Origin of the sequence: Nonomuraea sp. NPDC000554 (assembly GCF_040300065.1) — a bacterium.
Classification (GTDB): Bacteria; Actinomycetota; Actinomycetes; order Streptosporangiales; family Streptosporangiaceae; genus Nonomuraea.
This window is the reverse complement of record NZ_JBEPDC010000021.1, coordinates 166,382-178,856: the sequence shown is the minus strand read 5'-3', so window position 1 is coordinate 178,856 and position 12,475 is coordinate 166,382. Positions and strand designations below refer to the sequence as shown.

Genomic DNA, 12,475 nt, shown 5'->3' with positions numbered 1-12,475 from the left:
CCCTCGCGTTTTCCACCTCGGTTGGACAACCGGCGGAAATATCGTCGTTTTCCGAGCGCCACCCCCGCGTCAGGAACCCTCGCGCGGGGGCGGCCTGGCCCGGGGTCACGGGGTGTAGATCTCCTGGACCTGGACGATCCGGCCCTTGTAGACCGTGATCAGCGCCGGCTGGCGGTGGTCGGTGTGACGCCTGATCAGGTCCGTGCGGGAGCACCGCTTGCTGCCGAGCCCGGTGTCGCGGTTCACGGTGATGCCGGCCATCGACGACGAGCAGCCGTACGCCGACAGGAACACCACGTCCTTCGCGATCGCCGAGGAGTACGCCATCGCGTCACCCTCGGACGGCCCGACGAAGCCCCCCTCGGTCTTGGTGCCCTTCTTCCACTTGATCGGCGTGTACTCCGCCTGGCTCCCCTGGACGTAGGTGATCCAGCCGCGCAGGATGCCGTCGTGCCGGGAGCTGGTGTGCTTGGTGAAGTCGTGCTCCGGGTCGGCCTGGAACGTCGTGCCGAAGATCTTCGGAGCCTTGTACTTGGGGAACGCGGCGGCGGACGCGCTCGCCACCGCACCGGACGTCAGGACCACGGCCGCGGCGGCGCCGCCCGCCAGGAGGATGCGCATGGAAGTCTTCACGGACATTGAGATCCCTGATCGCGCCGCCACGTTCACCCGGGCGCCTGTGATTCACCTCACAGCGCCACGTCGTCGCAGCTCCGAACCCCTCCGCCGGACGTCGCAGAGGGGTTCGGCGAGCGACTAGAGCGGGGAGGAGCCGTCGTCCACGTCGCCGTCGGGACCCGTCGGCGGCGGCTTGTCGGGGCCGGTCGGCGGCGGGGTGGGGCTCTCCTGCTCCTTCGCCTCCTCCTTCGCCTGTTCAGCGGACGGCTCCGGCGCCTCCTGCTCGGCGGACCGGCCCATCAGCCGCTCCAGGCGGCTGCCCGTCAGGCGGAGGAACTTGCGGTGCTCCCGGTTCCGGTCAAGGACCGCCACCTCCAGCTGGCCCACCGGAGGCCGCTCGCCACCCGGTTCCGTCAGCGCCGCCAGCGCCACCGCCAGCGCGTCGCCGAGCGCCATCGACTCCCGGTAACGCTCCTTCAGCCGGGCCGCCACCGCCTCCGCCTGACCGCCCATCGCGGCGAAGCCGTGCTCGTCGAAGACCGAGCCGTCGAAGGTCAACCGGTAGATCGCGTCGCCGTCGGGCGTGTCGCCCACCTCGGCCACGACGACCTCCACCTCCAGCGACTTGATCGACTCGGTGAAGATCCGGCCCAGGTTCGACGCGTACAGGTTCGCCAGGCCGCGGCCGGTCACGTCGGAGCGGTCGTAGGTGTAGCCGTTGATGTCGGCGTAGCGGATACCGCCCAGCCGCAGCTCCTCGAACTCGTTGTACCGCCCCACCGCCGCGAAGCCGATGCGGTCGTAGATCTCACTGATCTTGTGCAGCGCCCGAGAGGGGTTCGGCGCCACGAACAGGATGCCGTCCTCGTACTGCAGGACGACGACCGAGCGGCCCCGCGCGATGCCCTTGCGCGCGTAGTCCGCCTTGTCCCGCATGATCTGCTCAGGGGACGCATATCCAAAAGGCATGGACACGTGGAGTGGTCCTTTCTAGCGCAACGGAGCGATGGGGCCGTCAGGGGAGATCAGCCGCGCCTCGAGCATCCGCTCGACATATCCGGACACCTGGTCATCCGTCAGCCTGCGGAAGCCGTCGGCGTCGACCACCGACACGATCGGCCAGATCTTCCTCGTCACGTCGGGGCCGCCCGTCGCCGAGTCGTCGTCGGCCGCGTCGTACAGCGCCTGGATCAACGTCATCGTCATGTCGTCGGCCGACGCGCCCTCGCGGTACAGCTTCTTCAGCGAACCCCGGGCGAAGATCGAACCCGACCCGATCGCGTCGAACCTCTCACGCTCGTACGGGCCACCCGCCACGTCGTAGCTGAAGATCCGGCCTTCGTCCCTGTCGGGGTCGTAGGCGGCGAACAGCGGCACCACCACCAGCCCCTGCATCGCCATGCCCAGATTGCCGCGGATCATGGTCGCCAGCCGGTTCGCCTTGCCGGCCACCGACATCGTCCGGCCTTCCAGCTTCTCGTAGTGCTCCAGCTCGACCCGGTAGAGCCTGGCCATCTCGATGCCGGTGCTGGCGGTGCCCGCGATGCCCATGCACGAATAGTCGTCGGCGCGGTACACCTTCTCCACGTCACGCTGCGAGATGACGTTGCCCGACGTGGCCCGCCGGTCGCCCGCCATCACCACACCACCCGCGAAGGTGGCGGCGATGATCGTGGTCGCGTGCGGAACCTGGTCGCTGATCGGGGTCGCCAGAACCGTCTCGCGATGCGGCAACAGCTCGGGCGCGTACGAACCGACGAACTCCGTGAACGACGAACTACCTGTGTTCTGGAAAAGCTGGTTCACCAAGCCTGCGGGCAGATCCCTGTGCGATGCCACGCGACTCCCTCCCAAAGGTCAGTGTCCTAGGGCGACCCTACTCATGTTGCGTTGCTGTCTGCACTTCCCACGATCAGCTCACGGCGAACCGTTCATCAGATCGTTTCTTTACGCCCGGCACAGCCCGTGCGATTGTCGGTATGTCTGCACGTCCTCAATAGGAGGCCGACATGCGACCCCCCACCCGACCTGCGGCGATCGCGGTCATCACCGTCCTGACGCTCGCCTCCTGCGGAACCGGCGCGCCCCCGGGACAGGAGACCGTCACCCTCGTCATCGCCGCCAACTCGATCTCCGGCGGCAAGAACTCCGAATCCGCCGACTGGATCAAACAGTGGGTCATCCCCGGCTTCGAGAAGGACCACCGCAACGTCAAGGTGCTCTTCCGGCCGAGCGGCGTCGACGACGAGCAGTACAAGACGAAGATCGCGCTCGACTTCAAGGCCGGAGGCGGAGCCGACGTCATCGACCTCGACGGCATCTGGGTCGGCGAGTTCGCCCAGGCCGGATATGTCAAACCGCTCGCCGAGGTCGGCGGGCCCGTCGTCGACTCCTGGGAGGGCTGGTCACAGATCCCCCAGGCCGTGCAGGGGCTCGGCGTCTTCGACGGCAAGAAGTACGGCCTCCCCCAGGGCACCGACGGACGCGTCCTGTTCTACAACAAGACTCTCTTCAGGAAGGCCGGCCTGCCCGAACAGTGGCAGCCGAGAAGCTGGCAGGAGATCATCGACGCCGGCACCAAGCTCAAGGCCGCCGGCGTGCCCGTCCCCATCCAGATCGACGCCGGCACCGCCATGGGCGAGGCCACCACCATGCAGGGCGTCCTGCCGCTGCTCGCCGGCGCGGGAGCCGAGATCTACGCCAACGGCACATGGACCGGCGCCTCCCAGGCCATGAAGGACGTCCTCCGCTTCTACCAGCAGATCTACGGCGGCAGCGGCCTCGGCGACCCCAAACTCCAGCAAGAGGCCAAAGGCCGCGACAAGTCGTTCGCCCAGTTCGCCGAAGGCAAGATCGCCATCCTCGCCGAAAGCGACTACTTCTGGCGGTCCGTCATCGAACCCGGAGCCGGCATCGCCCCGATGAAGGACCGCGACCAGACCGTCGGCTACGCCAGGATCCCCGCCAGGCAGCCAGGCGCCGGCATCCGCGGCCAGGACCACGTCAGCATGTCCGGCGGGGCCGTCCGCGTCCTCAACCCCTTCTCCAAGCACCCCAAGCTCGCCTGGGAACTGCTCGCCTTCATGCACTCCGCCGCCGCCACCAAGGCCCAGCTCGCCGGACAGGTACGCATCAGCTCCCGCGGCGACGTCAACGACGAGGTGCTCACCGACGACCCCATGCTGAAGTACGTCGCCGACGACGTCCTGCCCATCACCGCCTACCGGCCGGGCGTCGCCGTCTACCCGCAGGTCTCCGTCGCCCTCCAGGAGGCCACCGCCGCCGTCGTCAGCGGCAAGAGCCCCGACGAGGCCGCCGCGGCATACCAGGCCAAGCTGGCGCAACTGGTCGGCGGCGCGGCCCACGTCAGCGGCTGACCGCCACGCGCTCCGCCCCGCACGGCTCGCGCGCTCCGCTCCTCAGGCGCGCGTCCCGCCCGGCGCGTCCATCAGGTGCCGCGACAACGGCCTCCTTGCGGGAATACTGGAAACCGTGGCGCCAACCCGCGACTGGATCCTGCACGTCGACCTCGACCAGTTCATCGCCGCCGTCGAGCTCCTCCGGCACCCCGAACTCCGCGGCAGGCCCGTCGTCGTCGGCGGCGACGGCGACCCCACCCGGCCCCGCACCGTGGCCGCCACCGCCACCTACGAGGCCCGCGAGCACGGAGTCCACTCGGGCATGCCGCTGCGCACCGCACTGCGCCACTGCCCCGACGCCGTCTTCCTCCCCACCGACCCGCCCGCCTACGAGGCCGCCAGCCAGCGTGTCATGGCCATCCTGCGCGCGTTCCCCGTACAGGTGGAGATCTGGGGCTGGGACGAAGCCTTCATCGGCGCCCGCACCGACGACCCCGAACACCTCGCCGCCGACATCCAGCGGACCGTCCACGCCGGCACCGGCCTCACCTGCTCCGTCGGCATCGGCGACAACAAACACCAGGCCAAACTCGCCTCAGCCTTCGCCAAGCCCGCCGGCGTCTACCGGCTCACCGGCGAGAACTGGGCAGCCGTCATGAACGACCGCCCCACCGACGCCCTCTGGGGCATCGGCGGCAAGATCTCCAAGAGACTCGCCGACCTCGGCCTGCACACCGTCGCCCAGCTGGCCGCCGCCGACCCCCACGACCTCGCCGGCCACTTCGGCCCCACCAACGGCCCCTGGTACCGCTACCTCGCCCTCGGCAAGGGCGAAGCCGAGGTCGTCACCACCCCCTGGATCGCGCGCGGCCACAGCCGCGAGATCACCTACCGGGAGGACCTCACGGACCCGGCCGAAGTCCGCGCGCAGATCGCCGCCCTGGCCCAGCAGGTCGCCGCCGACGCGGCCGAGGCGGGACGGCTCGCCATCCGGGTCTCGGTCAAAGTCCGCTTCACGCCCTTCCTCACCCGGACCCGCCAGTCCAAGCTCCCCGCCGCCACCCGTGACCCCGCCGAGCTCACCCGCGCGGCCCTGACCGTCCTCGACCGCTTCGACCTCGACCGCCCGATCCGCCTGCTCGGCGTCGCCGTCGACTACCAGATGCCCGGCTAGCGCACCCTGGTCGCCCTCGCGTAGAAACCGGACCGCGCCTCCTCCTCGGCCCGGATCAACTCCCGCACCTCCTCCTCGGAAACCTCCGAGAGCTCGTACTCCTCGAAGGTCGCCTCGACATAGGACAGCGCCCGCCACACCACCTCGGGATCGTCCCTGAACTGGCCGATGCCCGTGTTGCACGGCAGACACAACGCCTGACGGACCTCGCCGGTGCGGTGACAGTGATCCACGTGCTCGGGCGGACGATCCCAGCAGACCACGCACAGACCGTGCTGCTCCGCCACCATCCGCTCGACGTCCTCGTGACGCATCCGGTAACGCTGTGACAGGTGATAGGTGCGCGTACGCGCGACCGGCGACTCGCTCCGCTGCTCGGGCAGGATCACGAACTCCGGCCACAGGATGTCGCCGCCCAGTAGAGCGCGGCGAGTTCCAGCAGCACGGTGTTGTCACCGAAATGCCCCAGCCCGTTGTTGCAGTTGAAACAGAGGATGCCGCGCACCTGGCCGGTGCGGTGGCAGTGGTCGACGAACGTGCCGGGCACGACCCGGCAGACAGCGCAGAGGCCGCCCTGGTGGGCGAGCATCCGCTCGAAGTCGTCCTCGGTGATGCCGTATCGCCGTTTCAGGTGGTAATTCCGCGTACTGCCGTGATTCTTGACCCGGTTCTCGCGCATGACGATCGAATGACACGGCCGACAGTAATTAGTCAGCCCATCCCAAGCAGCGCGATTGCCACCGAACTCCAGCTTGGGCTTAACTTCTGAGCACCGCGGACAGTACTTATGACCATCAGGAACGTGCACTGCCTCGCGAACACTTTTCCCCTCCTCCCTTCTGCGCTTGCGGTAACTCTGGGTGGATCGCACTCTGAAGCACACCTTGCAGTAGCGAGCACGACCATCAGCCATGCGCTTGTTCAACCCGAACTCGGAGATGACCTTAACCTCTCCGCAGTCCGGGCACCGCTTCGCCTGCTCAGGCGTTTCCACCCGATTTCCCTCCGTCCAAATGTCCGCTTTACCCTACTGGCCGCCCTTTTGTACGTAACTGCGCACGAACTCCTCTGCGTTCTCTTCGAGAACTTCGTCGATTTCGTCCAGGATCGAGTCGACATCGTCCGTGAGCTTCTCCTGGCGCTCCTGAACGTCCGGTGCCGCCGACGCCTCGGTCTCCTCGACCTCGGCCTCGCGCCTGCCAGCCTGCCGCTGGCCCCCGGTGTCCTTGCTAGCCATGTCCTACCTCCACGTCGGGGGACTACCTCTTACGGATATCTTCCCCGAACCGGCCGACATTGCGCGCGCATCACCCTGCGATCTTGCAGTCTTGACTAGATAGTGCAGCTATCCAATAATGGACCGGCGTCCACACAGGAGGTTTGCGATGTCCCCCTCGTCCCTGAGCACGGCCGGTGTGCTCCTCATCACAGTGCCGACGATCGCCTTCGGCGGTGTCTCCCTGCTGACGTTCCTGATGCGGAACGTCCCCGGCTACCTGGACAACCCGGTGCGGCGCGGCCTGTGGCGGGCTGGGCACGCGCACGCGGGCGTGCTGGTCCTGTTCAGCCTGGTGGCGATGCTCTACGTGGACCAGGCCGACCTGTCAGCCCCGCTGAGGACCCTGGTCCGGGCACTGATCGTGGCCGCGCCGATCCTGATGCCGCTGGGCTTCTTCCTGTCGGTCGTGCGTCCGGGCGACACCAAGCCGAGCAAGCTGATCTGGTTGACCGTCGCGGGCGGGGTGTGCCTGGCCGCGGGCACGCTGATCCTGGGCATCGGGTTGATCTGACCGGACGCCCCCGCACGCCCGCGACGGCGGGCCCCGCTACTCGCCGGTGAGGGCGGCCACGAGGTCGGCGGCGGTGCGGCAGCGGTCGAAGAGCTCGCCGACGTGGGTCTTGGTGCCACGCAGCGGCTCCAAGGTGGGGACGCGCTGAAGCGACTCCCTGCCGGGGATGTCGAAGATGACGGAGTCCCAGGACGCGGCGGCGACGGATTCGCTGTACTGGCGCAGGCAGCGCCCGCGGAAGTAGGCCCTGGTGTCGGTGGGCGGGTTCTCGACGGCCCGTTGCACCTCTTCCTCGGTGACGAGGCGCTGCATGCGTCCGCGGGCGACGAGACGGTTGTACAGGCCGCGGTCGGGGCGGATGTCGGAGTACTGGAGGTCGACGAGCTGAAGGCGGGGGTGCGACCAGGCGAGGCCGTCGCGGGTGCGGTAGCCCTCGAGGAGTTCCAGTTTGGCGACCCAGTCGAGCTCGCGGGCGAGCTGCATGGGGTCTTCCGCGAGGCGGGTGAGGACGGACTCCCAGCGGTCGAGGATGTCCTTGTTCATCTCGTCCTGGGCGGTGCCGCGCTCTTCGACATACTTGCGGGCCTGCTCGAGGTACTCCATCTGAAGCTGGACGGCGGTGAGCTTGCGGCCGTCGCGCATGGGAATCTCGTAGCGGCAGCTGGGGTCGTGCGAGACGGCGCGGAGCGCCTGGACCGGGTTGTCGACGGCGAGGTCGCGGGTGAGGAAGCCGTCCTCGATCATGGCGAGGACGAGTGTGGTGCTCCCCAGCTTCAGGTATGTCGATATTTCCGACATGTTGGCGTCGCCGATGATCACGTGGAGGCGGCGGTACTTCTCCGGGTCCGCGTGCGGCTCGTCGCGGGTGTTGATGATGGGCCGCTTGAGCGTGGTCTCGAGGCCGACCTCGACTTCGAAGAAGTCCGCGCGCTGGCTGATCTGGAAGCCCTCGCCGCGGGAGTCCTGGCCGATGCCGACCTTGCCCGCGCCGACGATGACCTGGCGGCTGACGAAGAAGGGGGTGAGGTGGCGGACGATGTCGGCGAAGGGGGTGGCGCGGCGCATGAGGTAGTTCTCATGGCAGCCGTAGGACGCGCCCTTGGCGTCGGTGTTGTTCTTGTAGAGCTGGATGGGCGCGTTGGACGGGATGGCCGAGGCGCGCTGCGCGGCGTCGTACATCACGCGTTCACCCGCCTTGTCCCAGATGACGGCGGCGCGCGGGTTCGTGCACTCCGGGGTGGAGTACTCGGGGTGCGCGTGGTCGACGTACAGGCGCGCGCCGTTGGTCAGGATGACGTTGGCGAGGCCGAGGTCCTCGTCGGTGAGCTGGCTGGGGTCGGCGACCTCGCGGGCCAGGTCGAAGCCGCGGGCGTCGCGCAGGGGGTTCTCCTCTTCGAAGTCCCATCTGGCTCTGCGCGCGCGGGCCGCCGAAGCGGCCAGGTAGGCGTTCACGACCTGCGAGGAGGTCACCATCGCGTTCGCGCCTGGCTGCCCGGGTACGGAGATGCCGTACTCGGTCTCGATGCCCATCACCCGACGCACCGTCATGCGCACCCTCTGTTCGTCCGGATCTGTCTGTCCGCCGTTTATATGCCCGAGCCTATGCCCTTCACAGTGCCCCAAGGCCACAGAGTTATGGCACCGACGCCTTTTCCTCCTGTACCACCGGAGCCGTTGTGGTTTGTGATGGTCTGCGCGGCTTGAGGAGTCGCTGGATGGGACGTTCGGCAAAGGAGTAGACGAGATACGACACCACGACAGCCGCCAGGGTGACGAGCAGAGCGGTGGCCCACGGGGGCAGAGTGCCGGTGAGACGGGGAATGAGCGCCACGGCGACGACGGAGTGGAAGAGGTAAAGCGGGTAGGTGGTGCCGCCGAGCGCGGTGAGCACCCTGGAGGGGCGCAGGCGCAGCATGCCGAGGGCGACCAGCGACATGGCGGCGAAGATCAGGGTGACGGTGACGATGACGCCGACGTCGCTGACGGGCATGTTCGCGAACCCGGCGACCTTGATCCGGCCATGGACGCGTTCGAGCGCGGAGTGCAGCGACATGCCCCACCCGGCGACCACGTAGAGCCATGGAAGCCAGGCGCTGCCGTGCTTGTGGATCAGGTAGAGCGCCATCCCGGCCACGAAGTAGGGGGCGTAGCGGGGCATCACGATCTCGTTGACGATCTCGTTGCCGAGCAGTTCCGCGCCGAAGGCGGCGGCCAGCCAGACACCCGCGAACACCAGGACGCGGCCGTAGGTGACGCCGATGATCACGAGGATGGCCATCAGCAGGTAGAACCGGAGTTCGGCCCAGAGCGACCAGTAGACGCCGTTGGCGTCAACGATCTTGAACAGCCGCTGGAACATGCTGGCGTTGACCAGGTACTCCCCTGGCGAAAGTTTTGGGTCCAGGGCCTTGGCGCCGGTGAGGCCGTACAGGGCGGCGACGGCGGCGAGGCTGAGCCAGTACGCCGGGTACAGGCGGACCAGCCGCGAGCGGGCGAACGCGCCGAGCCCGCGCCCCCAGACGCTCATCAGGATGACGAAGCCGCTGATGACGAAGAACAACTCGACGCCGAGGATGCCTAACCCCGCGAAGGGGGCGAGGGCGGGGAAGAGCTCGGCGGGACGGTCGCCCCAGACGGAGGCGAAGGCGATGAGGAAGTGGAAGGCGAGCACGGCCAGGGCGGCGATGAACCGCAGGAGGTCAAGCTCGGCCAGCCGGCCGTTCCCGTGAGCATGCCTCGGCCGGTTGGGTGGACGCACGCCCCTTTGACGCCTCAGTAGTCACATTGGTTCCCTTCTGTCACAGAAAAGCCGATCACCTCCCGAGTCGGCGGGGCCGTGCGTACGACGCCTCCGGCGGCTGTCGCCCCGCTCCACCATCGCGCGTGCTCGCCAGCACGCGGCCGGGCGTCCAAGGACCCGGCACCCGAGTTCCGCGAAAGGGGCTCCGTCAAGACCCGCGGCGTCCGGCGTGTGATCCCGGAGAAGAAGGACCATGAGGCCGCCCGCCCGCGCAGGGGTTCACGCGGCGGCCGGCCCCTGGGCTTCCGCAAGGACGGCTCACTCCTGGGGCTTGAGGTCCTCCAAACCGGTCGCGACCAGCATCGGCGTGAACTCCACGACGGTATGCGCGGCGACGCCGTTGAGGACGTACGGATCGGTGGCGAGAAGGCGGTCGAGCTCTTCGGCGGGCATCCGAGGGGCGAGATAGACACCGCCGACCAGAGGCACCTGGCGCCCGGCCAGCAGAAGCAACCGTTGTGAAATGAGGTGGTTCAGCCAGTCGCCGTGGGCTGGTCGCCACCGGTCCACTTCATCCAGTGGTGCCGTGTAGGTCACTGTGACAACGAACATGTCCGGACCGTAGTGGAACGCCAAGGGCTGCTGCGACCCATTTCATGATCCAGGAGACGGGCCCTGGTGCCGCCGAGCCTGTCCTCCATGGCGGCTCGGACGGGGCCTGACGCTCGAACCTGTCCTGGCACCCTGGCCGTGGCGGTCCGCCCAGGCGCAACCGGGGTTCGGCAGCCGCGAAGACGCCAGACTTGGCGACCGATACGGGACTCGAGCCGCTGGCGCGCTTCCCGCGGGCTCCGACGCCGGCCTGGTGCTCGCGCTACGGCGCGCGGGCGCTCTGGTCGGCTGACGAGCCCCAGAGACAGCCCGGAGGGGCCGCGCGGCTGGCCGCGCGGCCCCTCCGACCGGCTCGTTACAGGTACTGGCCGGTGTTGGCCACGGTGTCGATGGAGCGCCCGGCTTCCGTGCCCTGCTTGCCGGAGACGAGCGTACGGATGTAGACGATCCGTTCGCCCTTCTTGCCGGAGATGCGGGCCCAGTCGTCGGGGTTGGTGGTGTTGGGCAGATCCTCGTTCTCGGAGAACTCGTCGACGCAGGCCGTGAGCAGGTGCTGCACCCGCAGCCCCTTCTGGCCGCTTTCGAGGAACTGCTTGATCGCCATCTTCTTGCCCCGGTCGACGATGTTCTGGATCATCGCACCGGAGTTGAAGTCCTTGAAGTACAGGACTTCCTTGTCGCCGTTGGCGTAGGTCACCTCGAGGAAGCGGTTCTCCTCGCTCTCGGTGTACATCCGCTCCACGACACTCTGGATCATGCCGTGAATGGTGGCTTCGGAGGAGCCGCCGTGCTCGGCGAGGTCGTCCGGGTGTAGCGGGAGTTCGGCGATGAGGTACTTGGAGAAGATGTCCTTCGCCGCCTCGGCGTCGGGCCGCTCGATCTTGATCTTGACGTCCAGGCGGCCGGGCCGCAGGATCGCCGGGTCGATCATGTCCTCGCGGTTGGAGGCGCCGATGACGATGACGTTCTCCAGGCCCTCGACACCGTCGATCTCCGACAGCAGCTGAGGGACGATGGTGTTCTCGACGTCGGACGACACGCCCGAGCCTCGGGTGCGGAAGATCGAGTCCATCTCGTCGAAGAACACGATCACCGGGGTGCCCTCTGAGGCCTTCTCCCGGGCCCGCTGGAAGACCAGGCGGATGTGCCGCTCGGTCTCGCCGACGTACTTGTTGAGGAGTTCCGGGCCCTTGATGTTGAGGAAGAAGCTCTTGCCGGACTGGCCGGTCTTCTCCGCGACCTGCTTGGCCAGGGAGTTGGCGACGGCCTTGGCGATGAGCGTCTTGCCGCAGCCGGGCGGCCCGTACAGCAGCACGCCCTTGGGCGGGCGGAGCTTGTGCTCGCGGAACAGGTCGGCGTGCAGGTAGGGCAGCTCGATGGCGTCCCTGATCTGCTCGATCTGCCGCATCAGGCCGCCGATCTCCTCGTAGGAGATGTCGGGGACCTCTTCGAGCACGAGCTCTTCGACTTCGGACTTGGGGATGCGCTCGTAGACGTAGCCCGACCTGGGTTCGAGCAGCAGCGAGTCGCCTGCCCTGATGGGCTGTCCGACCAGCGACTCGGCCAGTCGTACGACGCGCTCCTCGTCGGCGTGTGAGATGACCAGGGCGCGCTTGCCCTCGTCGAGCAGTTCCTTGAGCATCACGATCTCGCCGACCTCTTCGTAGCCGAGGGCTTCGACCACGTTGAGCGCCTCGTTCAGCATGACCTCCTGGCCACGCTTGAGCGAGTCGACGTCGACGGCGGGGCTGACGTTCACCCGCAGCTTGCGGCCCCCGGTGAACACCTCGATCGTGCCGTCTTCTCTGGCCTCGAGGAAGGTGCCGAAGCCGGATGGCGGCTGCGCCAGCCGGTCGACCTCCTCCTTGAGGGCGACGATCTGGTCTCTGGCCTCCTTGAGTGTTGACACCAGGCGCTCGTTCTGGCCGGTAACGGCCGCGAGGTTCGCCTGCGCCTCATGGAGACGCTCTTCGAGGACTCTGGCCTGACGGGGTGACTCGGCCAGCTTCCGCCTCAGCGCGGTGATCTCCTCTTGGAGGAAGGAGACCTGTGTTGAAAGATCAGCGACCTCCCGTTCGCGCTGCGCGGCTCGAGCCTCAGCATCATCGCGAGCTGCCACGCCCCGTCACCTCCTTCCCAGTCGAGGGCGACTACTTAGGACCTTACCTATCTCGGGCCCCTC

The 12,475-nt window shown here is 67.8% G+C and carries 13 protein-coding genes; 3 read left to right on the top strand and 10 right to left on the bottom strand.

Annotated elements, in window-relative coordinates; genetic code table 11:
* Positions 1-105: 105 nt before the first annotated feature.
* From ABT294_RS34150 to prcB, 3 genes are all read right to left on the bottom strand, one after another.
* On the bottom strand, positions 106-639 hold the full coding sequence (locus ABT294_RS34150; protein ID WP_350810439.1) for a hypothetical protein: 534 nt from the start codon (positions 637-639) through the stop codon (positions 106-108).
* Positions 640-756: 117 nt separating this feature from the next.
* Positions 757-1,587: a proteasome subunit alpha gene (gene prcA, locus ABT294_RS34145; protein WP_350810472.1), complete on the bottom strand. Its 831-nt coding sequence runs from the start codon at positions 1,585-1,587 to the stop codon at positions 757-759.
* A gap of 21 nt (positions 1,588-1,608) precedes the next feature.
* Positions 1,609-2,457, bottom strand: a complete 849-nt coding sequence (gene prcB, locus ABT294_RS34140) for a proteasome subunit beta (protein ID WP_350810438.1) — start codon at positions 2,455-2,457, stop codon at positions 1,609-1,611.
* 170 nt (positions 2,458-2,627) lie between these two features.
* Between prcB and ABT294_RS34135 the strand changes: the two genes are divergently transcribed.
* Both ABT294_RS34135 and ABT294_RS34130 read left to right on the top strand, forming a co-directional pair.
* Entirely contained in the window at positions 2,628-3,995 is a 1,368-nt protein-coding gene (locus ABT294_RS34135; RefSeq protein ID WP_350810437.1) for an extracellular solute-binding protein, read from the top strand.
* A gap of 115 nt (positions 3,996-4,110) precedes the next feature.
* Positions 4,111-5,151 (top strand): DNA polymerase IV, encoded by a 1,041-nt coding sequence (locus tag ABT294_RS34130; protein WP_350810436.1) that lies wholly within the window; start codon positions 4,111-4,113, stop codon positions 5,149-5,151.
* Here ABT294_RS34130 and ABT294_RS34125 read toward each other — a convergent pair.
* The 3 genes from ABT294_RS34125 to ABT294_RS34115 form a co-directional block, all read right to left on the bottom strand.
* Positions 5,148-5,540, bottom strand: coding sequence for an endonuclease VII domain-containing protein (locus ABT294_RS34125; RefSeq protein WP_350810435.1), 393 nt, complete (start codon positions 5,538-5,540; stop codon positions 5,148-5,150). The two genes, ABT294_RS34130 and ABT294_RS34125, sit on opposite strands and share 4 nt — an antisense overlap.
* Entirely contained in the window at positions 5,537-5,830 is a 294-nt protein-coding gene (locus tag ABT294_RS34120; protein WP_350810434.1) for an endonuclease VII domain-containing protein, read from the bottom strand. The genes ABT294_RS34125 and ABT294_RS34120 overlap by 4 nt, the downstream gene beginning before the upstream one ends.
* Before the next feature lie 348 nt (positions 5,831-6,178).
* On the bottom strand, positions 6,179-6,388 hold the full coding sequence (locus ABT294_RS34115) for a ubiquitin-like protein Pup (RefSeq protein WP_350810433.1): 210 nt from the start codon (positions 6,386-6,388) through the stop codon (positions 6,179-6,181).
* Between the two features lie 148 nt (positions 6,389-6,536).
* Here ABT294_RS34115 and ABT294_RS34110 point away from each other — a divergent pair, with 148 nt between their 5' ends.
* On the top strand, positions 6,537-6,941 hold the full coding sequence (locus ABT294_RS34110; protein WP_350810432.1) for a hypothetical protein: 405 nt from the start codon (positions 6,537-6,539) through the stop codon (positions 6,939-6,941).
* Between the two features lie 36 nt (positions 6,942-6,977).
* Here the strand turns inward: ABT294_RS34110 and dop are convergent, their stop codons facing one another.
* The 4 genes from dop to arc form a co-directional block, all read right to left on the bottom strand.
* Positions 6,978-8,489: a depupylase/deamidase Dop gene (gene dop / locus ABT294_RS34105; RefSeq protein ID WP_350810431.1), complete on the bottom strand. Its 1,512-nt coding sequence runs from the start codon at positions 8,487-8,489 to the stop codon at positions 6,978-6,980.
* An 85-nt stretch (positions 8,490-8,574) separates the two neighbouring features.
* Positions 8,575-9,699, bottom strand: a complete 1,125-nt coding sequence (locus tag ABT294_RS34100) for an acyltransferase family protein (protein WP_350810430.1) — start codon at positions 9,697-9,699, stop codon at positions 8,575-8,577.
* A gap of 300 nt (positions 9,700-9,999) precedes the next feature.
* Positions 10,000-10,317, bottom strand: coding sequence for a YciI family protein (locus ABT294_RS34095; RefSeq protein WP_350810429.1), 318 nt, complete (start codon positions 10,315-10,317; stop codon positions 10,000-10,002).
* A gap of 331 nt (positions 10,318-10,648) precedes the next feature.
* Positions 10,649-12,412: a proteasome ATPase gene (arc, locus tag ABT294_RS34090; protein WP_350810428.1), complete on the bottom strand. Its 1,764-nt coding sequence runs from the start codon at positions 12,410-12,412 to the stop codon at positions 10,649-10,651.
* Positions 12,413-12,475 lie beyond the last annotated feature (63 nt).